Source organism: Candidatus Pelagibacter sp. Uisw_136 (genome assembly GCF_047720275.1).
Classification (GTDB): domain Bacteria; phylum Pseudomonadota; class Alphaproteobacteria; order Pelagibacterales; family Pelagibacteraceae; genus Pelagibacter.
Map to the genome: position 1 here is coordinate 66088 of NZ_CP159812.1, position 25792 is coordinate 91879.

The 25792-nt window shown below is 29.5% G+C and carries 30 protein-coding genes and 3 tRNA genes; 16 read left to right on the top strand and 17 right to left on the bottom strand.

What is annotated here, in order from left to right; all coding sequences use genetic code 11:
- Positions 1-13 precede the first annotated feature (13 nt).
- Genes ABXT53_RS00305 through rpmH form a run of 6 tightly spaced genes read right to left on the bottom strand, consistent with a single transcriptional unit; the run spans position 14 to position 3995 of the window.
- Positions 14-685 (bottom strand): pyrimidine 5'-nucleotidase, encoded by a 672-nt coding sequence (locus tag ABXT53_RS00305; RefSeq protein WP_415290694.1) that lies wholly within the window; start codon positions 683-685, stop codon positions 14-16.
- Positions 682-1548 carry an acetylglutamate kinase gene (gene argB / locus ABXT53_RS00310; RefSeq protein WP_415290695.1) on the bottom strand — a complete coding sequence of 289 codons (867 nt, stop codon included), beginning with the start codon at positions 1546-1548 and terminating at the stop codon, positions 682-684. The genes ABXT53_RS00305 and argB overlap by 4 nt, the downstream gene beginning before the upstream one ends.
- Positions 1549-3225, bottom strand: coding sequence for a membrane protein insertase YidC (gene yidC / locus ABXT53_RS00315; protein WP_415290696.1), 1677 nt, complete (start codon positions 3223-3225; stop codon positions 1549-1551).
- Positions 3225-3476, bottom strand: a complete 252-nt coding sequence (gene yidD / locus ABXT53_RS00320) for a membrane protein insertion efficiency factor YidD (RefSeq protein WP_415290697.1) — start codon at positions 3474-3476, stop codon at positions 3225-3227. The genes yidC and yidD overlap by 1 nt, the downstream gene beginning before the upstream one ends.
- Positions 3476-3820: a ribonuclease P protein component gene (rnpA, locus tag ABXT53_RS00325; RefSeq protein ID WP_415290698.1), complete on the bottom strand. Its 345-nt coding sequence runs from the start codon at positions 3818-3820 to the stop codon at positions 3476-3478. Before rnpA ends, yidD begins: the two co-directional genes overlap by 1 nt.
- A 10-nt stretch (positions 3821-3830) precedes the next feature.
- On the bottom strand, positions 3831-3995 hold the full coding sequence (rpmH, locus tag ABXT53_RS00330) for a 50S ribosomal protein L34 (RefSeq protein ID WP_006997435.1): 165 nt from the start codon (positions 3993-3995) through the stop codon (positions 3831-3833).
- 92 nt (positions 3996-4087) lie between these two features.
- Between rpmH and ABXT53_RS00335 the strand changes: the two genes are divergently transcribed.
- The gene (locus ABXT53_RS00335) at positions 4088-4807 is read left to right on the top strand and encodes a TVP38/TMEM64 family protein (RefSeq protein ID WP_415290699.1); all 720 of its coding nucleotides are present in this window, start codon (positions 4088-4090) and stop codon (positions 4805-4807) included.
- 2 nt (positions 4808-4809) lie between these two features.
- Here the strand turns inward: ABXT53_RS00335 and ABXT53_RS00340 are convergent.
- Positions 4810-4883, bottom strand: a tRNA-Thr gene (locus ABXT53_RS00340).
- A 102-nt stretch (positions 4884-4985) separates the two neighbouring features.
- On the opposite strand from ABXT53_RS00340, the gene ABXT53_RS00345 reads away from it, so the two are divergent.
- The 15 genes from ABXT53_RS00345 (at position 4986) to ABXT53_RS00415 (ending at position 16315) form a co-directional block, all read left to right on the top strand.
- Positions 4986-5183: a hypothetical protein gene (locus tag ABXT53_RS00345; RefSeq protein ID WP_415290700.1), complete on the top strand. Its 198-nt coding sequence runs from the start codon at positions 4986-4988 to the stop codon at positions 5181-5183.
- Between the two features lie 100 nt (positions 5184-5283).
- Positions 5284-5841, top strand: a complete 558-nt coding sequence (gene dcd, locus ABXT53_RS00350) for a dCTP deaminase (RefSeq protein ID WP_415290701.1) — start codon at positions 5284-5286, stop codon at positions 5839-5841.
- 2 nt (positions 5842-5843) lie between these two features.
- Complete coding sequence (gene murA, locus ABXT53_RS00355; RefSeq protein ID WP_415290702.1) at positions 5844-7097, top strand: UDP-N-acetylglucosamine 1-carboxyvinyltransferase; 1254 nt, start codon at positions 5844-5846, stop codon at positions 7095-7097.
- Positions 7097-7492, top strand: a complete 396-nt coding sequence (locus ABXT53_RS00360; RefSeq protein ID WP_415290703.1) for a DUF2948 family protein — start codon at positions 7097-7099, stop codon at positions 7490-7492. The genes murA and ABXT53_RS00360 overlap by 1 nt, the downstream gene beginning before the upstream one ends.
- Complete coding sequence (hisD, locus tag ABXT53_RS00365) at positions 7492-8778, top strand: histidinol dehydrogenase (protein WP_415290704.1); 1287 nt, start codon at positions 7492-7494, stop codon at positions 8776-8778. The genes ABXT53_RS00360 and hisD overlap by 1 nt, the downstream gene beginning before the upstream one ends.
- Before the next feature lie 2 nt (positions 8779-8780).
- The gene (infA, locus tag ABXT53_RS00370; RefSeq protein ID WP_006997427.1) at positions 8781-8996 is read left to right on the top strand and encodes a translation initiation factor IF-1; all 216 of its coding nucleotides are present in this window, start codon (positions 8781-8783) and stop codon (positions 8994-8996) included.
- Positions 8997-9001: 5 nt separating this feature from the next.
- Positions 9002-9077 (top strand) — tRNA-Phe (locus ABXT53_RS00375).
- A 215-nt stretch (positions 9078-9292) separates the two neighbouring features.
- Positions 9293-9367 (top strand) — tRNA-His (locus ABXT53_RS00380).
- Positions 9368-9373: 6 nt separating this feature from the next.
- Positions 9374-10771 carry a histidine--tRNA ligase gene (gene hisS / locus ABXT53_RS00385; RefSeq protein WP_415290705.1) on the top strand — a complete coding sequence of 466 codons (1398 nt, stop codon included), beginning with the start codon at positions 9374-9376 and terminating at the stop codon, positions 10769-10771.
- Complete coding sequence (locus ABXT53_RS00390; protein WP_415290706.1) at positions 10749-11801, top strand: ATP phosphoribosyltransferase regulatory subunit; 1053 nt, start codon at positions 10749-10751, stop codon at positions 11799-11801. The genes hisS and ABXT53_RS00390 overlap by 23 nt, the downstream gene beginning before the upstream one ends.
- The gene (hisG, locus tag ABXT53_RS00395) at positions 11801-12490 is read left to right on the top strand and encodes an ATP phosphoribosyltransferase (protein ID WP_415290707.1); all 690 of its coding nucleotides are present in this window, start codon (positions 11801-11803) and stop codon (positions 12488-12490) included. The genes ABXT53_RS00390 and hisG overlap by 1 nt, the downstream gene beginning before the upstream one ends.
- A gap of 181 nt (positions 12491-12671) precedes the next feature.
- Complete coding sequence (locus tag ABXT53_RS00400) at positions 12672-13769, top strand: DNA recombination protein RmuC (RefSeq protein WP_415290708.1); 1098 nt, start codon at positions 12672-12674, stop codon at positions 13767-13769.
- 37 nt (positions 13770-13806) lie between these two features.
- Complete coding sequence (locus ABXT53_RS00405; RefSeq protein WP_415290709.1) at positions 13807-14493, top strand: hypothetical protein; 687 nt, start codon at positions 13807-13809, stop codon at positions 14491-14493.
- Position 14494: 1 nt separating this feature from the next.
- Positions 14495-15922, top strand: coding sequence for an exonuclease domain-containing protein (locus ABXT53_RS00410; protein ID WP_415290710.1), 1428 nt, complete (start codon positions 14495-14497; stop codon positions 15920-15922).
- 75 nt (positions 15923-15997) lie between these two features.
- Positions 15998-16315, top strand: coding sequence for a thioredoxin family protein (locus ABXT53_RS00415; protein WP_271482804.1), 318 nt, complete (start codon positions 15998-16000; stop codon positions 16313-16315).
- Here the strand turns inward: ABXT53_RS00415 and ABXT53_RS00420 are convergent.
- From ABXT53_RS00420 to aroA, 10 genes are read right to left on the bottom strand one after another with little or no spacing between them, the layout of a single operon-like run.
- Entirely contained in the window at positions 16312-17580 is a 1269-nt protein-coding gene (locus ABXT53_RS00420) for a bifunctional folylpolyglutamate synthase/dihydrofolate synthase (protein WP_415290711.1), read from the bottom strand. The genes ABXT53_RS00415 and ABXT53_RS00420 overlap by 4 nt on opposite strands.
- Positions 17534-18463: an acetyl-CoA carboxylase carboxyltransferase subunit beta gene (locus ABXT53_RS00425; protein WP_415290712.1), complete on the bottom strand. Its 930-nt coding sequence runs from the start codon at positions 18461-18463 to the stop codon at positions 17534-17536. The genes ABXT53_RS00420 and ABXT53_RS00425 overlap by 47 nt, the downstream gene beginning before the upstream one ends.
- Complete coding sequence (trpA, locus tag ABXT53_RS00430; protein WP_415290713.1) at positions 18460-19257, bottom strand: tryptophan synthase subunit alpha; 798 nt, start codon at positions 19255-19257, stop codon at positions 18460-18462. Before trpA ends, ABXT53_RS00425 begins: the two co-directional genes overlap by 4 nt.
- A gap of 1 nt (position 19258) precedes the next feature.
- Positions 19259-20491, bottom strand: a complete 1233-nt coding sequence (trpB, locus tag ABXT53_RS00435; RefSeq protein WP_415290714.1) for a tryptophan synthase subunit beta — start codon at positions 20489-20491, stop codon at positions 19259-19261.
- Positions 20481-21110 (bottom strand): phosphoribosylanthranilate isomerase, encoded by a 630-nt coding sequence (locus ABXT53_RS00440; protein ID WP_415290715.1) that lies wholly within the window; start codon positions 21108-21110, stop codon positions 20481-20483. Before ABXT53_RS00440 ends, trpB begins: the two co-directional genes overlap by 11 nt.
- Positions 21107-21799 (bottom strand): orotidine-5'-phosphate decarboxylase, encoded by a 693-nt coding sequence (pyrF, locus tag ABXT53_RS00445; RefSeq protein WP_415290716.1) that lies wholly within the window; start codon positions 21797-21799, stop codon positions 21107-21109. The genes ABXT53_RS00440 and pyrF overlap by 4 nt, the downstream gene beginning before the upstream one ends.
- Positions 21789-22079 carry an HU family DNA-binding protein gene (locus ABXT53_RS00450; RefSeq protein WP_415290717.1) on the bottom strand — a complete coding sequence of 97 codons (291 nt, stop codon included), beginning with the start codon at positions 22077-22079 and terminating at the stop codon, positions 21789-21791. Before ABXT53_RS00450 ends, pyrF begins: the two co-directional genes overlap by 11 nt.
- A gap of 3 nt (positions 22080-22082) precedes the next feature.
- On the bottom strand, positions 22083-23813 hold the full coding sequence (locus ABXT53_RS00455) for a S1 RNA-binding domain-containing protein (protein ID WP_415290718.1): 1731 nt from the start codon (positions 23811-23813) through the stop codon (positions 22083-22085).
- Positions 23813-24466 (bottom strand): (d)CMP kinase, encoded by a 654-nt coding sequence (locus tag ABXT53_RS00460; protein ID WP_415290719.1) that lies wholly within the window; start codon positions 24464-24466, stop codon positions 23813-23815. The genes ABXT53_RS00455 and ABXT53_RS00460 overlap by 1 nt, the downstream gene beginning before the upstream one ends.
- Positions 24463-25791, bottom strand: coding sequence for a 3-phosphoshikimate 1-carboxyvinyltransferase (aroA, locus tag ABXT53_RS00465; RefSeq protein ID WP_415290720.1), 1329 nt, complete (start codon positions 25789-25791; stop codon positions 24463-24465). The genes ABXT53_RS00460 and aroA overlap by 4 nt, the downstream gene beginning before the upstream one ends.
- Position 25792: the final 1 nt, after the last annotated feature.

Below are 25792 nucleotides of genomic sequence, written 5' to 3' on the forward strand. Positions count from 1 at the left end.
TAGTAGGTTAGTTTTATTGTGCTTTTATTATATTAATTTCTTGAAGAAAAGAAGGCAAGTTCTTAATCTTATAATCAATATATGGTTTATCTGCATCTTTTTTTGCAAATACTTCATCATTCTCAAGCCAGCAAGTTTTCATTCCTAAGTTTTTAGCTTGTTCTAAATTATGAGCGATATCTTCGATCAATATTGATTTTGTTGGATCAAGATCAAATTTTTCCACTATCTTTTTATAAGGTTCAATTTTTGGTTTTGGAATAAAATTTGCATCAACAATATCAAACACTCCATCAAATAAACCATCTATACCTAATTGTTTGGTTACGTTTTCAACATGAGCATGAGAGCCATTGGTAAAAATATATTTTTTTTCTTTAATTTTAAATAATTCTTCTCGTAGTAATTCATCTTTAGGAAGCCAGCTAATATCAATATCATGAACAAATTCCAGGAATTCATGTGGATCAATTTTATCGTGATTCATTAATCCTGATAATGTTGTTCCATACTCATAGAAGTATTCCTTTTGAATTTCTCTTGCTTTAATTAAATCGACATTAAATTTCTTTGAAATAAAAGAAGACATCTTTTTATCAACTTCAGAAAAAACCTTTGTTTGTCCAGAATACAAAGTATTATCTAAGTCGAATAGCCAGTATTTAGTATCAATTAAATTTTTCATTCTCTAATTAAAGTTCCTGAACCTTTATCAGATAATAGTTCAAAAAGGAGTGAGTGATTTTTTCTTCCATCAATTATTACAACGGCCTTGACGCCATTACTTGCAACATCTAGACAATTCTTAATTTTAGGTATCATTCCACCAGAAATTACCTCTTGATCAATTAATTCATTGGCTTTTTTAGAATTAATTTCAGGGATTAGTTTTTTTTCACTATCTAATACGCCCTCAACATCACTAATAATCATTAACCTTCTAGCTTTTAATTCTTTAGCGACTGAACCAGCAACTGTATCTGCATTGATATTAAAAGTTTGATTGTTTTCATCTAACCCTAATGGTGCAACAACGGGTACTTCATTAACTTTAATAATTTCTTTTAAAACATTAGTTTTAATGTGAGTGGGAGTACCTACAAAACCTAATTTGTCACTTTCAGGTTTTACAGTTATTATATTGTATTCTTTTGAAGTAATTCTTCTTGTTTCACAAGATTGATCCTTTAAAGCATTGACAATTTCCTTATTAAATTCAATCAATACATCTTCAACTATACTAATAGTATTTTTATCTGTAACTCTTAGTCCATTAATAAAATCACTTTTAATGTTAAGTTCACCTAGTTTGTTGTTTATCCTTTTTCCACCACCATGGATAACTATGGGATTAAAACCAAGTTTTTTTAAAACAGCAACATCTTCAATAAAAATTTTAAATAATTTTGGATCAACTAAAACACTACCCCCACATTTAATGACAATAAATTCATCATTATACTTTTCTAAATATTTTTTTACTTCTTTAACTGTTGGGCCGTCTTTAGGTAGGATGTTTGTTAATTCTTCTTCTTTTAACGATGACATTTATGTTGTTTTGATAGTCATTTTTCTTTGAACAATATATTGTTGAATCATTGTGAAGATGTTGTTGAAGCTCCAGTAGATAACAAGACCCGCAGGAAATGGTGCAAGAATCACAGTTAAAAATACTGGGAAGAACATAAATATTTTAGCCTGTATAGGATCTGGTGGAGTAGGATTAAGCTTTTGTTGTATGAACATCGTGATACCCATAATTATAGGCCATGCACCTATTAATAAGAAAGAAGGTGGATCCCAAGGAAGTAAACCAAAAACATTAAATAAAGATGTTGGATCTCTATCGCTTAAGTCATGTATCCATCCATAAAATGGCATATGTCTCATTTCAATGGTTACAAATAATACTTTATATAATGCGAAGAAAACTGGAATTTGAACCAGGATAGGCAAACAACCACTCATAGGATTAACTTTTTCTTTTTTATAAAGAGCCATCATCGCTTGTTGCAATTTCATTTTATCATCCTTGTGCAATTCTTTCAGACGAGCCATTTCAGGCGCTAATAACTTCATTTTTCCCATGGACTTAAAACTGAAGTTTGCAAGAGGAAAGAAAGCCAATCTAATACAAATAGTAACAGCAATAATAGCTAAACCGTAATTACCAAGTAATTTAAAAAAGTAATCTAATACAAAAAATAAAGGTTTTGTGATGAAATACATAAAGCCCCAATCAATCGCTAGATCAAATTTATTGATATCTAAATTTTCAGCATAACCATCAATGACATTTACTCTTTTAGCAGCAACTATAATTTGAATTTTTTCTTCAATTGAACTATTTGCTTTAACTTCAATACCTTTGGTTGATATATAGTTCGCTCTGAATTTATTTTTATAGTCAAAAGTTGTTTTAAACTCTTTACCTTTAGGTGGTATAACTGATGTAACCCAAAACTTATCTGAAATAGCAACAAATCCTTCTTGTGCAATTTGAGTAAACTTCTTTTCCTGGATATCATCATAATCTTCTTCAATTAATTGATCATCAAGTACTGATAAAAATCCTTCATGTAAAATATAAAAGCCAGATATTTCCGGTAATTTATTTCTAATTATTTGTCCATACGAGTAAAAATTGTAAGATTTATCCGATGCGTTAATTATTTTTTCTTTTACGGTAAACAAAAATTGATCATCTAAACTTATATGTTTCTCAAATGTAATACCTTGAGTATTACTCCATGTTAGTTTCACCGGACTATTATTAGTTAATTTTTTATTTCCAGAAATTTCCCAGACCGTAGAAGCATCAGGTATATCTATATTTTTATTAGTACTTACAAAACCACTTTCAATTAAATAACCATCTTCAACATTTCTTGGGTTTAATAAGGTTATTTTATCACTTCCATTAAGTTCAATATTATATTCTTTGAAAGTTAGGTCATCTATTGCCGCACCCTTTAAAGAAATTGACCCAACAACACTTCCATTTTCAAATTGAATTCTATCATTTTCTTTTAAAGCATCTGTTCTTGAAAGTTTTGCAAAGTTTTCATTTTTATCTAGGCTAGGAGTATCTTCATTATTTTCAATTTTATTTTGTTCAGCTAGATTTTTTTTAATAGTTGCAGGATCAGGCTGAAAAAAAAGAGAGTATAAAATAATAACAGCTGCTGATAAGGATATTGCTGCGATTACGTTTCTAGTATCCATTATTTCTTAGCCTTTAATTCTTTGTTTACTGGATCAAATCCTTCACCACCACCTAACATCTTAATAGGATGACATGAAAATATTCTTTTAGTACTTTTTGAAATTCCTTTAGTGAGCCCATAAGTTCTTAAACATTCAATTGTATATTCCGAGCAAGTTGGAAGATATCTACACGAAGGAGTTAAGTATGGGCTAATAACCATTTTATAAAATTTGATCAGGCCAATTAAAATGTTTGATATAATATTCATTACTTAATCTTTTCTATGTCTTGGAATAAAGTATCTTTTATTATCGCATATTCATTGTTTAGCATAGTCATTTTCGCAATCACAAGGTAAGAATAATTAAAGTTTATTGACAATTTTTTTACCGCTTCGTTCATTATATTTCTTAATCTTCTTTTAACTTTATTTCTCTTTACGGCACCACGGATTAGTTTTTTTTTAGCTACAAAGCTAATATTTAGTTTTTTATTATCTTTATCTGCAAGAGGACCAAAAAAAAGAGTGATATATCTATTTGAGATTTTTTTCTTCTTAAGTAAATTTTTGAAATCTTCGTTTTTAGAAAGAGCAACAATTTTGCTTTTCATTTAGTTGGGTTTATTTACCTTGTGGCTTTTTTTGAGTGGATGATACCGTAAGGTTTTTACGTCCCTTATCACGTCTTCTCTTAATAAGTTTTTTCCCACCTTTAGTTGCCATCTTTGATCTGAAACCATGCTTCTTAAGACGTTTTCCAACTTTGGGTTGATATGTTCTTTTCATAGGATTTATTTAAGTTTTTTTAAATTTCGCCCTTTATAGTAATTATATGTATAAATAGCAAATAGAAGATTTTATAATACGACCAGCAAATTATGGAAAAATCAAAAAAAGTTAAGATAACTTTAGGTTTATTTTATCTTCTAGTTGTTTCATCATTTTTATACTTTTTTTTATCAAAATTCACCCTCGAAGAATTAACTAGCTATGAATTTATTAAAAATAATAGGGATTATTTTTTTGTATTAAAGCAAACTAATTTATTTTTAATTTCTCTAATATTTTTAATAGCCACAATTGTCTGGATAGTCCTTGCTGGTTTTGCTTTTCCAATTATACTCCTATCAGGGTTCATTTTTGGTAAGTGGCTTGGAACTTTTATTATAGTAATTGGAATGACTATTGGTGCATCAATTTTGTATATGCTGGGTAATTATTTTTTTAAAGAAATCATTAAAGAAAAGTTTTTAAATAAATTTAAAAATTTAGAAGCTAAATTTAAAAAATCAGAATTTATTTATCTTTTACTTTATAGGTTTATTGGAGGTATTCCTTTTGCATTATCGAATGTACTACCTTGTATTTTTAATGTCAGAGTAAGTAATTTTTTTTGGGCCACATTAATAGGAATAGCACCACAGTTATTTTTACTTGTTTCAATTGGAAGTGGACTTGAAAAAATCATAGAACAAAATTTAGAAGCACCTAGAATAGTTGATTTAATATATTCACCAGATATCTATATCCCGATGATTGCTTTTGCAGCTTTATTAATAGTTGCAATTATTGCTAGAAAAATATTTTATAAGAAATAATCTGGTGCCCCCACCAAGAATCGAACTTGAAATTTATCCTTACCATGGACATGTTATGCCATTTAACTATAGGGGCTAATTTGTTATTTTATTGAAGTATTTCTACAATAAATCATTTTTTCAAAAAATTGCCTTAATTTTTTTCATATAATGTTTTATATTCATTTGAGGAAAATTTATGGGAATTCATTACACATACGCCAGCACGAAAGGTAACAAGCTCATGGAGAAGCAAGCCAAGAGGGAGAAAAAACTTGCTGAAAAAAAAGCGAAGCGTGAAGCTAAAGAAGGACCAAAAGTTCAAGAAGAGCCAGAGAAAACTTTAGATACATCAAAACCTATCACTTTAGATTTTTTAACTAATCCAGATAAATAATGAGTGATAAAGAAAAAAACGAAAGATTAAGTTTAGCTCTTAAAAAAAATCTTAAAAAAAGAAAAATTTTTCAAAAAAAAAATAAAAAGAAAAGTAAATAATGTCAGTACTTTCTGATAAATCTATAAGGAAGTTAGCAGTTGAGGAATCAATGATTTCTCCTTTTATAGATAAGCAAGTAAGAGATGGTAAAATTTCTTATGGACTTAGTTCATTTGGCTATGATGCAAGAGTAGGAGATGAATTTAAGATATTTCATAATGTTAATTCTTCTATCGTTGACCCTAAGGAGTTTAGTTCAGATAATTTTGTGACTAAAAAAAGCTCTGAATATATTATTATTCCTCCTAATTCCTTTGCCCTTGGAACTACTATCGAAGTCTTTAAAATACCAAGAAATATTATGTGTATCGTTGTTGGTAAGAGTACATATGCAAGAACAGGGATTATAGTGAACGTAACTCCAATTGAATCTGAATTTTTTGGAACAGTTACTCTTGAGTTTTCTAATACGACACCACTACCTGCAAAAATTTATGCAAATGAAGGTGTTGCACAATTTTTATTTCTAAAAGGAGATCAGTCTCCCGAAACTTCATACGCTGACCGTAAAGGAAAATACATGGGTCAAACTGGAGTAACTTTACCAAAAGTATAATCATGAAAAAATTGGAAGTCTTTGGGGCGGCAAAGCTCAAGGGACACATTAGAATTTCAGGATCTAAGAATGCATCTCTTCCTATTCTAGCTGCAACATTACTATCAAATAAAAAAATATATTTAGCAAACCTTCCAAGGGTAAAAGATATTGAGACAATGATACTTTTATTAAAGTCATTAGGTTCAGTTATTGATGGTAATAAAAAAGAATTAATTATCAAAAATACCAAGCAAACAAAAACTTTTGCAGCTTATAGTTTGGTTAAAACTATGAGAGCAGGAATATTGGTTTTAGGACCACTACTTGCTAAATTTGGTAAAGCAAAAGTTTCATTACCTGGCGGCTGTGCGATAGGAACAAGACCTGTCGATATTCATTTGCAAGCTCTATCAAAACTTGGAGTTAAATATAAAATTATCCAAGGTTATGTTCACGCTACCGCATCTAAAGGATTGATAGGGGCGAATATAAAATTCCCTAAAGTTTCAGTTGGTGCTACAGAAAATCTAATTATAGCTTCATGTTTGGCTAAAGGAAAAACAACTTTATCAAATTGTGCCATTGAACCTGAGATTAAAGATCTAGTTAATTTTTTAATTAATATGGGTTGTAATATTAAGTGGACTGCAAAGAGAACGGTTAGGATTGAAGGAGTGAATAATCTTAAAGAATTAAATTATTCAGTAATGCCAGACAGAATAGAGGCTGGAACTTATTTAATAGCTGCAGCATTAACAGAAGGAAATTTGAAGATTACTGGAATTGATCCTAAGATAATAAGTACAGAAATTAATATCTTAAAAAAAGTAGGATCAAAAATTATTTTAAGAAAAAATGAAATACTTATTCGAGGAAGTAAAAAGATTAAAAGTATAAATATTAAAACATCTCCTTATCCTGGGTTTCCAACAGATTTACAGGCACAAATGATGGTATTATTGTGTAAGGCTAATAAAAAATCTCATATTAAAGAAGAAATATTTGAAAATAGATTTATGCACGTTGCGGAGTTAAATAGAATGGGAGCTAAGATTTCCATAAATGGAAATAAAGCAACCATAGAAGGAAATATCAAATTTGAAGCAGCAGAATTAATGGCTACAGATTTAAGAGCTTCTGTATCCTTAATTCTTGCAGCACTTGCAGCTAAAGGAAAATCAGTAATTAATAGAATATATCACCTTGATAGAGGTTATGAGGATATAGATAAGAAATTAAAAAAAGTAGGGGCTAAAATTAAGAGAATTAACTAATGGATAAAAAATATTTATCAAAAATTATAGCTACAGACAATGAGGGATTACAAGTGATCTCAGCATGTTGCTCAGGGGCAGAAGTTAAAGTTGATGAAATTAAATATCTTCAGACAAACAAGGTTTTTTTATTATCTTTAAATAGATCTAAAGTAGAAACGGATGAGAAAGATAAAAAAGTTATTAGTATCTGCAAGTTCGAATTTGTAGATAGAGTTAAATCTAAAAATATTAAACAAAATGATCCTGAAGAAAAATTAGAGTTAATTGGGATGAATTATTTAAAAAATAATGACAATTATGAAATAAACTTAATGTTTACAAACAACGCATACATTACATTATCGACAGAAATAATTGAAGTAACTTTAGATGACCAAAACAAAGCTGATTAATGATTAAGATATTAGATAGCAAAAATAAAAACTTTGACAAAACTTTAGATGCATTACTGTCTAAACGAAAAAATAAAGTCCAACTTAATTCAGTTTTGGTTATTAAAATTATTAAAGATGTTAAGAAAAATGGAGATAAAGCCATCTTAAAGTATGAAAAGAGATTTAATAAAAATAGCGTTATTGCCCCAAGTATAAAACAAATAAATAAAACTATTCAATCTTTAGATCCAAAGGTTAAAAAAGCAATCGATCTTGCTTATGATAGAATTTATAAATTCCACTCGTTACAAAAATTCAAAAATATTTCTTATACGGATAAACTAAAAAATAAATTAGAGTATAAATACGTACCTATTGAATCAGTTGCAATTTATGTGCCAGGTTCAACAGCCTCATACCCTTCCAGTGTTTTAATGAATGCAATACCTGCAATTGTTGCTGGAGTGAAAAGACTAGTTATGGTTAATCCAGGTCAAAAAGGTAAACAAAATCCTGCCGTATTATATGCTGCAAAAAAATGTAAAATTAAAGAAATTTATTCAATTGGAGGACCATCTGCTATAGCAGCTGTAGCATATGGTACTAAGAAAATTAAAAAAGTTGATAAAATTGTTGGCCCTGGAAATTCTTACGTAGCTGCAGCAAAAAAAGAAGTTTTTGGAGATGTTGGAATTGAAGGAATGATAGCAGGCCCTTCTGAAGTAACAATTGTTTGTGATAAATTTTCAAACCCTGAATGGATAGCAAGTGATCTAATAGGTCAAGCAGAACACGATAATCTTGCTCAATGTATTTTAATTTCAAAGGACAAATCAATTATTAAAAAAGTTAATGATGAAATTATTAATCAATTAAAAGAAATACCTAGAGTTGCAATTGCAAAAAATAGTTTATTTAATAATGGAATTTTAATTTATATGCAGTCTGATCAAAAAATTATTAATACAGTAAATAAAATTGCTCCTGAGCACTTAGAGCTTAATACCAAAAATTATAAAAAAGTAGTGGGTAAAATTAAAAATGCAGGATCTATCTGTTTAGGAAAATATGCTGTAATGGCAATGACAGATTATAATGTTGGCTCTAATCACGTATTACCAACTAATTCTTCTGCAAGATATTCAAGTGGAGTTAGTGTTAATGAATTTTATAAAAGAATTTCATATATAAACCTATCAAAAAAAGGGATTGAAACCCTTGGTCCATCAGTTATAACACTTGCAAACTACGAGGGTTTAGCGGGACACGCTAAGTCGGTAGAAAAAAGAATTAGGAGAAAATAAATTTGTCAAAACAAGAAATGCTGTCGTTCTCAGGAATTGTTGAGGATTTATTACCGAATGCAATGTTCAGAGTTAAATTAGAAAACGGCCATATTGTTACAGCTCATGCTGCAGGCAAATTACGTAAGAACAGAATTCGAGTACTTCAAGGTGATAAGGTTCAAGTCGAAATGACACCTTACGATTTGACCAAAGGTCGTATCACTTTTAGAGGTTAATATGGGGCCCTGTAGCTCAGTTGGTAGAGCATCGGATTGAAAATCCGTGTGTCACTGGTTCGAGTCCAGTTGGGGCCACCACCACCTCTCTAATAAATTTAATAATAAGTTCAATGTCTTTTTATATTTAGGTGTTGAAAATTATTCTTAATTGTCTAAAAGACTGCTCATGATTATAAATATTACATATAGAGAGACTTCAAGAAGTACTCATAGACTTTGTTTCCATAGCCTTTAGGCTATTTATTTATAATATAATTTTAAATCCACACAAAAATAATATAAAAACAAGGAATGCCTGCGTAGTATAACGGTTAGTACGATAGTTTGTGGAACTATAGGATTTGGTTCGATTCCAAGCGCGGGTACCAAAAAAAATGAATAAAGAAAACAAACTAATTCCTGGGTTACCCTCAGGATTTGAAGACCGGTGGGGCAAGAAATTAATTCTCAAGAAAAAGTTAATTAATATTATTGAAACTAATTTTATAAAATTTGGTTTTGCTGCTCTTGAAACTCCTTCATTTGAAATTTCAGAAAATATTGGATCATTTCTTGCAGATGATGATAGTAATTCTATGTCTGACGTATTCTCATTTAAAGATGGTGAGAAAAATATTACTCTTAGATACGATTTATCAAGTCCGTTAGCTAGATTTGTTGCTCAAAACAATCAAGAATTACCCTTACCTTACAAAAGATATCAAATGGGTGATGTCTGGAGAAACGAAAAAGCAGGTAATGCTCGTTATAGAAGTTTTTTACAATGTGATGCTGATATAGTTGGTAACGTTAACCCAGCCCAAGCAAATGCTGAACTTTGTAATTTAATTGCAAGTACTCTTCTTGCTTGTGGTTTAAAAAAAGATCAGTTTGTTGTTAACATTAGTAATAGAAAAATTGTTCAAGGTTTAATTGAAGACCTTAAAATATCTGACGATAAAAAGATAAAGGTTATGAGAGCAATAGATAAATTAGATAAGCCTGGCTTTGGCTTAAGAGGAGTTGAAGATTTATTAAAAAAAGAAAGAGTAGATGTAAGTGGAGCGGTTACAAAGGGTGCTGACTTAACTGATGATCAAGCTTCACAAATAATTAACTTCTTAAAAGTAAAAGATTTAAAAGAATTAAAAGAAAATTTAAAAAACCCTTTATCTCAAGAAGGAATCAAAGAACTAGATGACTTGTTAGAAATAGCAAGTTATGGAGATTATTTAGATCAAATAAAGACGAACTTTACAATTGTTAGAGGGCTTGCTTATTATGACGGATTTTGTGTTGAAACTAATTTAAATTTTAAGACAACAAATAATAAAGGTAAAGAAGTTGATATAGGAAGTATTTGTTCAGGTGGACAATATAATAAATTAATTTCAAGATTTAAGGGAGTTGATATTCCTGGAACTGGAATGAGTATTGGTGTTGACCGATTATTATTTGCAATGATGCAACTTGATCAAATTGAAGTTGATGAGAAAAAACCAGCCATTATTTGTGTAATGGATGAAAAGTATTTAAAAAATTATTATGAGATTTTAAAAGTTTTGAGAGATAATAATATTAACTCTGAAATATTTTTAGACAGTAAAAAAAATCTAGGCAAACAGTTAACGTATGCGAATAAAAAACAATGCCCAGTAGCTGTTATTTGTGGTGAAAATGAATTTAAAGATAATACGATTACTTTAAAAAACCTTTTAGGGGTTAAAGGTGAAAACAATCAAGTAACGTTCCCAAAAGAAAACTTAATTGATGAAATCAAAAAATTTATCTGAAAAAATCCTTAGGTCGGTTAAATCTAAAGGGTTTAAATATATTGATTTACCTTCAGTAATTGAAGCTAATCATATTGTTCAACGATCTGGAGAAAATTTTAGAAAGTTTATTTTTTCATTTACCGATCAAAATGGTAGTGAGCTTTGTCTAAGACCAGACCTTACAATAGCATCTTGCTTGAGGTATTTAGAAAACAATCTTAAAGGAAAAGAGAAAATATTTTATAATGGTCAGGCTTATAGAAAATCAAATAACAAAAAAGATTCTATTATTAGAGACCAAGTTGGCTTTGAGATCATTGGTTCTAAAGATGAAAAAAAAGATGATAAGGAAATTATTAATACAGCTTTAAAATCTCTATCTAATTTACAATATTCATCAGGAACTTTAAAAATTGGTAACGTTGAGATTTTCAATTTATTAATTTCAAAACTAGATATCCCGAAAAGATGGAAGTTAAGGCTTTCAAGACATTTTTGGAGAGAAGAATACTTCAATGATTTATTAAAAAGATTAGAGACAAACTCTGATGTAGACCCAACAATTGTTGAAGTTGATAAAAAGAGATATCAAAAAATGTTAAAAGATAAACAGCAAACTGTAGTTGCTGGACGATCAATTGAAGAAATCTTAAAGAGATTTGATAATAAGATTAAAGATCCAAGAAGAGCCAGTAGAGGTAAAAATGTTTCAAAAGTTATTAAAGAGTTTCTAAAGATTAATTGCCCAATAGGACAAGCAGCTGAAAAACTTAATATCTTTTTTAAAAAAAATAAAATTAACTTAGTTGTGGATCAAAAATATTTTCCAACCTCATTAAACAAAATTCAAAAATTAAATGTAGAGTTTTCAGCGTCTTTTGGACGTCAATTAGAATATTATACAGGTATGGTATTTAAAATTGATATTAAATCTAAATCAAAAAATATTAACGTCATTAACGGTGGACGATACGACAAACTAATTTCAGACCTTGGATCTAAAAAACAAGTTCAAGCAGTAGGAGCTGCTTTAAATTTAAACTACTAATGACAAAAAATATTATTAATATTGGAATTCCAAGCAAAGGTCGTCTTAGAAAAGATATTTTAAAAGTATTTAAAAAAAATAAATTAAATTTAGTCTCAGAAAGAGGTGAAAGAGACTTATTAGGATCTATTAAAAATTTAAATAATGTTAAAGTGTTATATCTTCATGCAAGGGAAATAGTTGAAAGACTTGGAGATGGCTCTTTAGATCTTGGCTTTTCTGGGTATGATTTATTAAAAGAGAGTGAAGTTAATATTCAAAAGAAAATAAGTGTTGTTAAGAATTATGGCTTTGGCAAAGCAACATTGGTTGTGGCTATCCCAGACCCTTGGATTGATGTTCAAACAGTTGCTGATTTAGAAGAAATTGCTTTTGAATTTAAAGATAAAAAGAAAAAAAGATTAAGAGTAGCGACAAAATATCCCAATTTAACAAGAGAGTTTTTGTTTTCAAAAGGAGTTACTCAATTTAAGTTAGTTAGTAGCTTAGGTGCAACTGAAGCATATCCTTTTACTGGGTCATCTGAAATTATAACTGACATTACTTCATCTGGTGAAACTCTAAGAGCGAATAATCTTAGAATTCTTAAAGATGGTGAAATTTTAAAGTCAGAGGCCTGTATGATGGCCTCAAAATCTTCTCTAATGAATAGTCTGGTTAAAAAATTAGTTAAGCTACTTTCTAAGTAAAGTATCTTTTACGTAAATTAAAATAATCCTAATAATATCAAGGTTTCTAAGTACTGCATAAGCCGCAACAATAGCCCCAATAATAAGTAGTATTTTTAGTATTAAGATTAATTCCATAGAGACAGTTTTAAATAATTACATATATAAATCAAATTTTTACTATAAAATATCTCCTAGAATCATGGACATAGTTTTATTAACAGTATTAGTCTTATTGCTAGGAGTTGCTTTAGCAATCCTTTATCTAAACTTAAAATCTAAGCCAAAAGATGAGAGCGAAAATAAAGAAGCTGAAGAGATGGCTAATTTAAAGACAGAAATTACTTCATTAAAAGATACCTTAAATACTACTATTAATACTTCACTTGGTTCAATGTCGACTTCATTTAACAACCTATCAACCGGGGTGACTAAAGATATGACAGAAGCTTTAACAAAAGTTGATGAAAAAGTAGGAAACTTCAATAGTCAGGTTGAATTATTAAATAAAAGCCAAGAAGGTATAACAAAAATTTTAGCTGGAGTTAAAAAATATGGAACTCTTGCAGAGTTTTCATTAGATGCTCTAATCAAAGATTTATTACCTGCCTCTCAATTTCAGACCAACGTTAAGATGAAAGAAGATACAGGTGAAAATGTAGAATTTGCAATCAAACTTCAGGGTGATGTAATGGTGCCTGTAGATTCACACTTTCCAGTAGAAAAATTTAAAGCAATTACCGATGGTTATGACGCGGATGATAAAAAAGCTGTTGCAGATGCAAGAGCAAAATTAGCTTCTGCATTTAAAGCAAAAGCTAAAAGTGTTAATGAAAAATATATTGTTCCACCAAAAACTACAGATTTTGCAATTGTTTATGCGCCAACTGAAAGTTTATATAAAGAATTAACTGAATACCAAGATCCAACTACTAAAGAATTATTAACTCAAGAATTAATGAAAAAATATAAGATTGTAATCTGTGGTCCTAATACCCTTTCGGCTTATTTACAATCTTTGCACATGGGCTTTCAATCATTAAAAGTTCAAAAGGGTGCAACCGAAATCTACGATCATTTAAAAACAATTAGTTCAAGATTTGGAAAACACTTTGATAATATAGTTTCTCTTAGAAAAAAATTAGAAGAAGCAATGATTGTTGTTGATAAGTTTGGAACAGATGCAAGATCGATCAGCAGAAGCCTAGAAAATATTAAAGATCCTGAACAAGTTGATAAAGCTGTTCAAACAGAAAACGTAGAAAAATTTGTTGACCATTCAAAACAAGCAAAAAATTAATTTCTTTTTTCCCTCAATACCGCTTATAACAAACTATATGCAGTGGAATAATAAATTTACTTATCCAAAATCCATGAGATCAATGGTGAGTGGCTCAAGAATGTATGCTGTAAATCAACAAAAACTTCCATCAGTAACTTCCATATTACAAGCAACACAAAGTGAAGAAAAAAAAGCATCTCTTGCAAATTGGAAAGCAAGGGTGGGAGCTGTTGAAGCAAATAGAATTAAAAATGATGCTTCAAGTAGAGGCACATCAATGCACTCTCATTTAGAAAAATATCTATTAGGTCAATTAAATTTAGAATTATTAGAAGAAGAAAATAAATCTAAAAAAATGGCAGACGAAATTATTGAACAGGGAATTAAAAATAAATTGTCAGAGATTTGGGGAACTGAAGCTACATTGTACTATCCAGGAAAATATGCCGGAACGTGTGATGCTTGTGGAGTGTATGAGGGACAAGAAACTATTATTGATTTTAAACAGTCCAACAAACCGAAAAAAGAAGAGTGGATTGAGGACTATTATCTTCAATTAGGGGCTTATTCATTAGCTCATAACGTTGTTTATAACTCTAATATCACCCAAGGAATTGTCCTGTTATGTACGGTTGATAATTTATTTCAAGATTTTAGAATTCAAGGTATTAAACTAGAAGAATATCAAAATAAGTTTTTAGAAAAAGTCGAACAATACTATCACCAAAGGAATACCAACTAATATGAATTTAGCAATATGGGACATTGAATCTAGTAGCGCCAATACTTCTTGGGGAAGCATTATTGAAGTAGGTGGTATTTTAGTAGACCCAAATTTTAAAGAATTAGATCGTTTTAATTTTAGATGTAGATTGCCAGAAGGGGAAGTTCCTCAAGCAATGGCTTTAATAGTTAACAAAACTAGTGTTGATTTATTAACTAAAGGAAATTTAAGTCACTACCAAATGCTATCTCAGTTAGAAGCAACATTTAAAAAATGGAGCCCAGCAATGTTCATGGGTTGGTCAAACATTGGTTTTGATGATGAGATGATAAGAAACGAATTCTTTAGAGGAATTAGATATCCGTATATTACAAATGCAACTCCCAACAAAAGACATGATGGTTTAAACATTGCAAGAGGTGCTCATGCAGTCGATGAAAGTGTTGTAAAAACAGAAATAAATGCAAAAGGTAATGCAGTCATGAAACTAGAATCGTTAGCTAGAATGAATGGATTTGAATCTAGTGGTGCCCATAGTGCTTTATTTGATGCAGAATTAACAGTTAAGGTTTTAGGTTTAATTAAAAAAAATCAACCTCAAACTTGGGATACATTTTTAAGAACAGCAAACAAGAATGATACCGAGACAATATTTAAAACAGAAAAAATGTTTACTTTAGCTGAATATCATTTTGGTAAAAATTATAGATTTGTAGTTGCACCACTTCATCCAAAACATTGTATTCACCCAATCTATCAATGGGGCCAAGCTTTTGATCTTAAAATTGATCCTATTCCATTATTTGATATGTCAATTTCTGAACTTAAAAGTGCTATTAAAAAATTAAAGTTTCTAAGAACTATACGATCAAACAAAGCTCCTATAATTTTAGATGCAAGTTATGGGCTACAAGTTGAACCATATAGCAAACTTGATCCTGATTTAATTAAGGAGCGTGCAAAATTAGTAAATAGTAATGAAAAATTTTCTCAAAATGTTTTAACAGCATTAAGAGAGACTGCTGAAGAAAAAGCTCAATTTGATTCACAAGTTGATCTACTAGCAGAAGAGACAATTTATAAAAAATTTACCCCTCAAAAAGACACAGCTTTATTTCCAAAATGGCATGCAGCTTCTTGGAAGGATAAATTGATTTTATTAGATAAATTTGAAGATGAGAGAATGGTAAGCTTTGGAAAAAAGATAATTTATCAAGAATCACCAGATACGCTACCTGCTGATATGTTTAAGACTATTAAACGTGGAATAGCTGAAAGAATATTAAGCGATGAAAAAGAAAAATGGTGGACATGCAAAGAATTTTATTTTGAGTGTGATAATTTAAGAGATAGATATACCAACGAAAAAGATGAGAAAAAGCTTAAGTTTTTAGACGAAATTAACGAGTTTGTTGAAGGTATTCAGAAAAAATACGAGCAGGCATAATTGACCTTTGTTAATTAACTAAAAAAATCCCTTTTTACATATTGAATAAATAGAATAAAAATTTATATAAGAAGCATGCTTATAGATTTTAAAGACGAAGAATTTGAAACAAAAATTAAGAATGAAGATATCTCTGTAGTTCAATTTTCTGCAGAATGGTGTGCTCCATGTAAGAGTCTTAAACCCATCATGGATAAATTTTCAGATAGTTACAAAGATAAAGCTAGCTTTTATTATGCTGACATTGAAAATGGTGGAATTAACACTGGTTCAGCTGCTGGTGTAAGAGGTGTACCAACTGTTATTGTTTACAAAAAAGGTGTTGAAGTAGACAGAAAAGTTGGTGGAGTTGCCGAGAGCCAAATGAAAGAATTTCTAGATAAGAATATCTAGTTTAAGTTTAAAACTTCTCCCGCAAGATACAAAGACCCTGTAATTAAAATAATATCATTTTCTTGAAGATCAATTGAGCTAATTGCTTCTTCAACAGAATTTTTGTAATTAATATTTTCAAAATTATTAATTTTCTCTTTAAGTTCACTTCCCCTAATAGCATTGGGTTGATTTGGAATATCAATTGTTGTTAATGATTTAATATCTTTAAAGTAACTCATATATTCATTGTGGTCTTTGTTGGCCATCATTCCTAAAATAATATGTTTGTTACAATTTAGACTTTGAAGATATTCATTTAGTACTTTTGCACCAAGTGGGTTATGAGATCCATCTATAAATAATAAATTATTAATAGTTAAATCTTTTAATTTTCCAGACTTTAACTCTTGAAGCCGCGCGATACTTTCTATTTTAGTAATACCATTCTTAATATGTTCATCAGTTATTTTATAATCATTTAATTGTCTAGCAACTGCAATTGCAGTAGAGACATTTTCTAATTGAAATTCTCCAGGTAAATTAGGTTTTGGAAGTTTAAGGCCACCAAATTCATCTTCGAAATAAAAAAAATCATTTTCTTTTAATGTAAAATTATAATCTTTGTTAAAGATTATTTTTTTAGAAGAATTATCTTTAATTGTATCTTCAATACTTTTGCTAATTTCATTTGTACTTTGTTTTGCAACAATGATTTTAGAGTTTAATAAAGTGGATGTTTTTTCAAATATTATTTTGTCAACTGTTTGCTCTTCTTTTGGAAGCCAGTCTAAGTGATCAAGACCAATAGCTGTTACAATGCTAGCTAAGTTTTTCTTTAAAATATTGGTCGCATCAAATCTATGAAATAGACCTGACTCAATTAAGTTAATGTTTTCAGGGTATTTCTTTGCATAATGAAGATAAGCAACAGTTAAAATTTCAAAGAAAGTAATTTGTGTTTGATTATTAGCTTCTTCTATTTCAGAAAAAAGATTAGCCAATTCATCGTCTGCTAGAGGCTTATTGTTAAAGACAAATCTTTCGTTAATCTTTTGAATATGAGGACTAGTATAAATATTACATTTATAATTTGCTTCTTTTAAAATTGCATAAAGTGCCTGGATTGTTGAAAACTTTCCGTTTGTTCCAACAACAGAAATGCAATTAATTTGGTCTTGAGGATTGCCTAATTTTTCTAAAAGATTTCTAGTTCGATCTAGACTTAGATCAATCTCTTTAGGATGCAGCTTTTGTAAGCGTTCTACTATCTTCTGAAGTTTCATTTTCTGATGAATTTATAGCAGAATTTTTATTTAACAATATTGATAATAATGAGCCAATTTTTTCTCTTAAGTCTTTTCTCTCTACAATTAAATCCACAAATCCTGATTTTTGAACGTACTCACTTCTTTGAAAGCCTTCTGGTAACTCTTCTCTTACAGTTCCTTGAATTACTCTAGCTCCTGCAAAAGCTATAAGAGCTCCTGGTTCTGCTAAGTGTAAATCACCCAACATTGCATATGAGGCTGTAATACCACCAGCGGTTGGATCAGTCAGCACAACAATGTAGGGTAAATTATTTTTCTTTAGTTCGTTAATTGCCAGTGTTGTTCTTGTCATTTGGCTTAATGATATAAGACTTTCCATCATTCTCATTCCACCACCAGAAGTAAACACTACAAAAGGTTGTTCGTTTTCTATTGCATGTTGAATTCCGTATAAAAAAGCTTCACCCTCTGCAGCACCAATTGAGCCACCTACAAAATCAAAATCAGATGCAATCGCTGTAATTTTTAAGTTTAGAATATTAGTATTAACAACCATCATTCCACAATCCATGCCAGTTTTTTTTCTAGCAGCTTTTAATCTGTCTTTATAAGGTTTTGCATCATTCCAATTTAAAGGATCGTCTTGAGGAATGGGAGTTTTTAAAACTTCATAATTATTTTTGCCAAATATAATATCAAATCTTTGACGTGGGCTTATTCTGTGGTGTTTGTTGCAAGATGGGCAAACCCATAAGTTTTCTTCTAAGTCTTTTTTTAAGATAGGCCCCTTACAACATGAGGTCCAATCACTATTAGCTATTTCAGTTTTGGTTGCACGTTCTTTAATGATGGTTTTTATCTTTTCACCAAATCTTAAAGTTTTTTTAATCCAATTCATGCTATTTTGTTTCTTAAGTTTAACACAATATTAGTTACATTTGTGACAGGATTTTGGCGCTTTTTAATAGAATTTGATATTTCTTTACACAAAGCACTACCAACCACTAATCCATCAGCTTTTCTTAAAGATGCTATAGTTTTTTCAGTTATCCCAAAGCCTATTACAATATTCTTATTCTTATTAAGTTTTTTAATCTTACTGTAACGCTCTAATATTTTTTTAGGTGAAACCTTTAGTTTGCCACCAGTTGTTGAGAGCATACTGATATAATAAACCATATCATGTGAGTCTTTTATAATCTTTTTCATTCTACTCGGAGACGTAGTAGGAGATACTAACTGAATAAAACTAATACCTTTTTTCTTACATTTTTTTGCAAATTCTTTATTTTCTGGATAAGGAAGATCGACAACAATTAATCCATCTACGCCTACTTTTTTGCAAATATTTATAAAGTTATTATCACCATATTGATAAATCATATTATAATAACCCATCAATATTACAGGTTTTGATTGTTTTGATTTTTTAAAATCTTTAACTATTGAAAAAACATCTTTAATTTTAATACCATTTTTTAAAGCTCTATAAGCACTCGATTGAATCTGACCACCATCTGCAATTGGAGTGTTATGAGGAAATCCTATTTCACAAATATCAGTATATTTTGCGATTGATTTTAATATCTCAAGAGATTTCTTTTTAGTATTATCTCCAGCTACTGTGTAAGTTAGTAATGCAGGTCTTTTTTCAGTTTTTACTTTTTTAAAGGCTAAGTTAATTAATGACATCTTAGTTAATTTTTCCTAATCTTTCTTTTAAAATATCACGATCTTTTTTAGCATCACCACAAGAGTTTACTATAATGATAGTATTTTTGTTTAGTTTCGGTGCAATTTTTATAGCTTCTGCAAAAGCGTGGCTAGGCTCTAAGCTTGGGTTTATTTTTTCAAGTTTTGTAACTAGTTTGTATGCATTTAAAGCACCTTCATCAGTTGCAGATGTATATCTTGCTCTTTTAGTATCTTTTAAGAAACAGTGAATAGGTGATACCCCAGGATAATCTAATCCAGCAGAAATAGAAGCGGTGTCATTAATTTGTCCTTCACTATTCTGACAAACATAGGCTGCAGCTCCATGCAATATTCCAAGTTTAGCATCATTAGTTAGAGGTGCCGCATGTAGTTTTGAATTTTTTGGTCCTCCAGCTTCAACACCAATTAATTCAATTTGTTTTTTATCATAATCAATAAACTCACTCCAAAAACCATAAGCTGAACTTCCACCACCCACACAATTAATAAGTTTAATTTTTTTAGGTATTTTTCTAAACTCAGACTGTAGTTGAATTTTTAACTCTCTTGAAATTTGAGCTGTACTCCAGCCACAAATTTTAACAAATATATTAGGACCAACTGTTGAACCAACACACATATGAGTGTTATCACAATTTGAAACCCAGTAACGCATACACTCACTAACAGCATCTACTAATGTTTGGCTTCCTGAATAAACGGGCACTACCTCTGCACCATTCTTTTTCATTGCATCTACATTAGGCTTTTGCCTTTTTATATCTTTTGCGCCCATGAATATTTTACATTTAAGGCCAAACTTTTTAGCAGCCATACTCAGCATCTTTCCAGCATAACCAGCACCCGTATCACCAACGACATATTTTTTTCCTGCTTTTTTAGCAATAAGGCAATGAACTGTTGCATTATAAATTTTATGAGCTCCTCCGTTCGCCTCTGACACCATTTTGGCATATATTTGAGCTCCACCTAAGTGATCTGATAGATTTTGAAGTTTAATAAATGAAGTAGGAGAACCTATATAGTTCTTAAAATAATAATCTCTTTGTTTAAGAAATTTCTTATCATATCTAAGTTTTTCAAAAAGTTCAGTTAAGTCCTCAATGGGTTTTTTTAAAGTTTCAGGTATAAAATTACCACCAAACTTACCACCCCAAAATCCACTCTTATTGTGCTGATCAATTAAAGGAATTTTTTTTTTAAGTTTCATTATTAATTAGTTTAATTTTGTTTAAAAAAATATTTATTTTTGAAATATCTTTTAATCCAGATGTTTCTAGACCTCCAGAAATATCTATAATGTCTGCTATTTCATTATAATTTTCAAGGTTATCTTCAATTTGAATATTCCCAGCTAGCATTAATTCTTTATTAATTTTAATGTTTTTAATTAATTGATGATCGAAGGACATACTTTTTTCATAACCTTTGCTATCGAATAGTATTATGTCTGCAAGCTCATTATATTCTAAATATTTAACAGTATCATTTTGATCCTTTATAGTTATTGCAACAATGATCTTTTTATTATATTTTTCCTTAATTGATTTAACATCAGAGGGGTTGCAATCGTAAAGTTGATAATAATCGAATGGTAAATCCTTTATTCTTTCTAATATATCCTCATTAGGTTTAACCAATACAGCAACATATTCTGATTTTCTTTTATCAACTTTTAATAGTTCTTTAAGCTTATCATGTTCAACAAATCTTTTTGATTTAGGCCAATTACAAATAAACCCTATCATTTTAGGTGGAGTAGGATGGGCAGTTAAAAATTCTAAAGTTTTAGAGTCAGAGATCCCACAAATTTTGCAGGATAGGGTCATTGATTTAAATGATTAATTAATCTTTTAATGTTATTTTTGATATTACCTTTTACTAATGATCTTCCCATCACAATACCAGAAACTTTGTTTTTAAAAGCATCATTGGGAGTCATTACTCTAGATTGATCATTTGCATCATCTCCAGGCAATCTTATTCCTGGTGTCACAATAAATAAGTTTTTATATTTTTTTCTAACTATTTTTGCCTCTTGTGCAGAACAAATAATTCCAGCTGCGCCTGATTTTTTTATAAGACTAGCTTGTTTTAATACTAATTGTTCTACTGTTTTGGTGTGACCAATTTCTTTAAGAGACTTGTTGTTAAGGCTTGTTAAAATTGTAACTCCTAATACTTTTAAATTTTTATTAATTATTTTAGCTTTTTTTGTAATAGCTTTAAGCATTTCAAGGCCACCATTTGTGTGAACTGTAATATATCTACATTTTTTTAAATCTTTTAAACTATCCATTGCAGATAAAGCAGTTTGTGGAATATCATTTATTTTTAAATCTAAGAAATAATCTCTTTTAAAATTTTGAAGAAAAGCTCTCCCATTCTTTGAATAAAAAAACTGTAAGCCAAATTTTGGAATTATTTTAAGTTTATTAGTTTTAGTGTCGTTAATTATTTTTTTTATTTCTTTTAAGCTTGATGTATCGCAAGCAACAAAGATATTTTTATTCATCATTATTTAATTTTTTAAACATTTCCTTAGACATTTTAAAGTGAATTGTTTTTTTTTCAGGTGTATTTACTTTCTCACCTGTTTTTGGATTTCTTGATATTCTTGCTTTTTGAATATTAGTAGAGAACATGCCAAAACCTCTTAATTCAACACGATCTCCACGTTTAAGTGCCTGCTTTATTTCAGTAAGAATAATGTCAGTAAACTTTTCTAGGTCTTTTTTTAAAAAATTTGGGTAATTACTAGCGAGTTGTTTTAGAAGCTTTGATTTTACAATAGCCAATTTTTATTCGTCTTCTTTTTTCTTTTTCTCTAAATCATCAGATAATGATGAGAAAGGTAAGTTCTTACCACTTGCTTCAGAACCATAAGTATCTAATGCAACTTTACGGTCAATTTCCTCTAAAAGTTTAATACTTAGTGTTGCTTTTCTCTTATCTAAATCTAACTCTTGAATAGCACAGTCAATTCTCTCTCCACCAGTAAATCTAGCAGGTCTTGCGTCAGCTGCGTTAATAGCTATTGCAGATTTTTTAATAATGAAATCCATTTCACAACCTTCCGGTCTTACAACAAGGCCTTTATTGTCAGTTGAAACAATTTTAACTGTAATAGTTTGCTTAACTTTTTTATCATTAAACCAATCAAAAGGGTCTGGTTGAGTTTGACGTAAGCCAACTCTAACTTTTTGTTCTGTAGCTTTTACTTCTAAAACTTTAACTTTTAATTTATCGCCAATTTTATATTTAGCTAATTCTTCCTCACCATTATTTAGGTAAGTTAAATCATTACAATGCAAGAAAGCATCAATATCTAAACCATCAACTTTTAAGAAGATAGAATATTCATTTTTACTTGCAACTTCACCTTCAACTTCTGATCCAATTGGGTAAGTTTTTTCAAACGTTTCAAAAGGGTTATCAGTTGTTAAACGATGAGATATCGCTACTCTTCTTTTTTCTTTATCAATTTCAGTGATTACACAATCAATTTCATCACCAACTTTAAACATTTTTTTTGCAGAAATATTTTTTTTAGTCCAACTTAGTTCACTTGAGTGTAATAAAGTTGATAATCCTTTTTCAAGCTCACAAAAAGCTCCAAAGTCCATAAGCTTAACTACTTTGACTTTATAAATTTTATTTAGTTCGTAATTTGAAATGTTTTCAAAAGGATCTGGTGTAAGCTGTTTTACTGAACAGCCAACCTGAAGCTTTTCAAGGTCGACACTGATTACTTTAAGATCATGTTTCTCACCGATTGTAAAAACTTCATCAGGGTGATTAACTCTTGAATAAGAAATTTCTTGTAAGTGAACCAAAACATCAAGCTCACCATTAACACTAAAGAAACAACCAAATGAACTGTAGCCTTTTACTTCAGCTCCTTTAATTAAATCTCCAACTTTGAACTTTTCAACAATTTTAATTTTATCTTCTTTTTTAAATGAAGAAATAATTTCTCTTCTAGAAACACATGCGTTTCCTCTAACTTTATCTAATTTTATTAGAGCAAATTTTTGAGGCTCATTCATTAAATGACTGATGTCTTTTAATGGCTTATCTGAAATTTGAGAACCAGGTAAAAACATTAAAGAACCAGTATCGATGTGTTCAACTATACATCCACCTTTAACACGTCCAGTAATTTTACCCATGATTGGTTCATTTTTTTCATAAGCTTCAACCAGCTTATCCCAACCTTGAATTTTTTGAGCTTTTGAGGCTGATACTAGCACTTCACCTTTTTTATCCTCTAATCTTTCAAGAAGAACAGAAATTTTTTCACCTACTTTTGCTTTGTCAAGCATGCCCATGCTCTTTAATTCATTGATATCTAAGATAGGTTCAGATTTTAAACCAGGTACTTCAAGAAATACAAAGTTATCAGTAACTTTATTTACTACACCAGTAATGATTTTTCCTTCTTCAAGATTTGCTGTTTTAGTAAACTGTGAATTTAGTAGTTGCTCGAACTCTTTAGAGGCTGGGTTTGAAAGGTCTTTATAAATTTCCATTAAGCTTTTAGTTTCCTATCTATAATTTGTTTAATTTTTAAAAAGCATGATCTTTTAGTTAAATTTGTAGTATTAATCAAGATCGAATCTCGAGTTTTCATAAGAGGTGAAATTTTTCTGTTATAGTCACTTTTGTCACGGTTTTTGATACTTTTTAGGACTTCATTAAAAGATATTTTCTTATTTAGTTCTTTTAGCTCCTTATATCTCCTTAAAGCTCTAGTCTTAGTATTTGCCGTTATAAAAAATTTAAAATCAGCATCGGGAATTACTTTATAAGTTATGTCTCTTCCATCCAAACAAGATCCATTATACTTTTTAAGAGGATGATAAGCACTTTTAATTTGAAACGCATGAACAAGTTTTCTTATTTTTTTATCTTTTGATATAATTGATGCCATTGTTCCAACTTCATCTGATAATAATTTTTTATTTTGTAAATCTTTCATAGTTAATTTGAACATTTTTTTTTTTATCAAGCTATGATTATATTTTTTTGGTCGAGTTAGTTTAATATTTGCAATTAATCTATAAATTTTTCCTGTATCCAAATAAAATAAGTTAAAATGTTTAGAAATTAATTTTGCTTGAGTACCAGCACCAGCAGCAGCTGGAGAGTCTATTGCAATTTTAATTTTTTTTTTTAATTTCACAGTGATGAATGATCTATATCTTTAATTATTTTCAAAAAAGATGGAAAGGAAGTATTTATAGAATCTTTATCATGAATTTTCCATTTTCCACCAAGGGTTAAGGCAGCAATTGTACTCATCATAAAAACTCTATGATCCTTTAGATAGCCTTTAATAGTTATTGGTCTTTTTATTTCTAGATTGGGTTGCCCATAAATTTTAATAGAATCTTTTGTTAAATCTGTTTTTATGCTCATCATGTTTAAAATTTTAGAACCCCATATTAACCTTGGACTTTCTTTTTGGTTTAGTTCTGAAAGGTCTTTAAAACAAGAAACACCCTTTGCTTTTGCTGCAATTAAAAAAATAACTAAAAATTCATCTATTGCACTACTATTTAATTCTACTGGACAATTAATAGCTTTAAGTTTTTTTGAACTTTTTATTAAAATATCAGAAATTTTTTCTCCCCTATAATTTTTTTGGTTTTTAAGTGTTATTTGGGCTCCCATTTTTTTTAAAATTATAATAACTCCCATTCTGGAAGGATTGATATTAACATTTTTAATTAAAAGTTTGGAATCATTAGCGAGCGTTGTTAACACCATAAAAAAAGCACTTGAACTTATGTCTCCTGGAATTTGATAATTGAAGGCATTAATTTTTTTTGGTTTTTTAATATCTATAAAATCAAATTTTCTAGTCTTTCTTACTTTGATTGGAATTTTTAAATATTTAAAAAGTAGCTCAGAGTGATTTCTTGATTTTTTTGCTTTAATAGAAGTTGTTCCTGATGCATTTAGCGCTGCAAGCATTATACTACTTTTGCATTGAGCTGAGCCCTTGTTCTCCAAATATTTAATACCCTCTGCTGATTGAGTGCCGAGAATTGTTAAAGGTAGTTTATTCTTTGTCTTATAAAAAAATTTAACCCCAAATTTCCTTAAAGGTATTGTTACTCTTGAAAAGTCTCTTTTAGACAAACTTTTATCACCAATTATTTTTATTTTTTTAGGAGATTTAATTAAAAGACCCAGAATTAATCTACCAAGAGTTCCAGAATTTTTAGCATCTATTGTTAGGTTTTTTTTATATTTAAAGCCATTAATACCGTTACCAATTATTTCACAGTAATTTTTTTGTATTTTCACTTTTATGCCAAGTTTTTTGATACTATTGATTGCTGCTAACACATCTTCTGACATTAAAAGATTGTAACCTTTTGATCTTCCTATGGCTTGAGATGCTAAAAGAACCCATCTTATACTTAAACTCTTATCTCCACTCACTTGAATCTGTTTACTAAACTTTTTAACTTTATTTTTAATTATTAGTATTTTTGACATG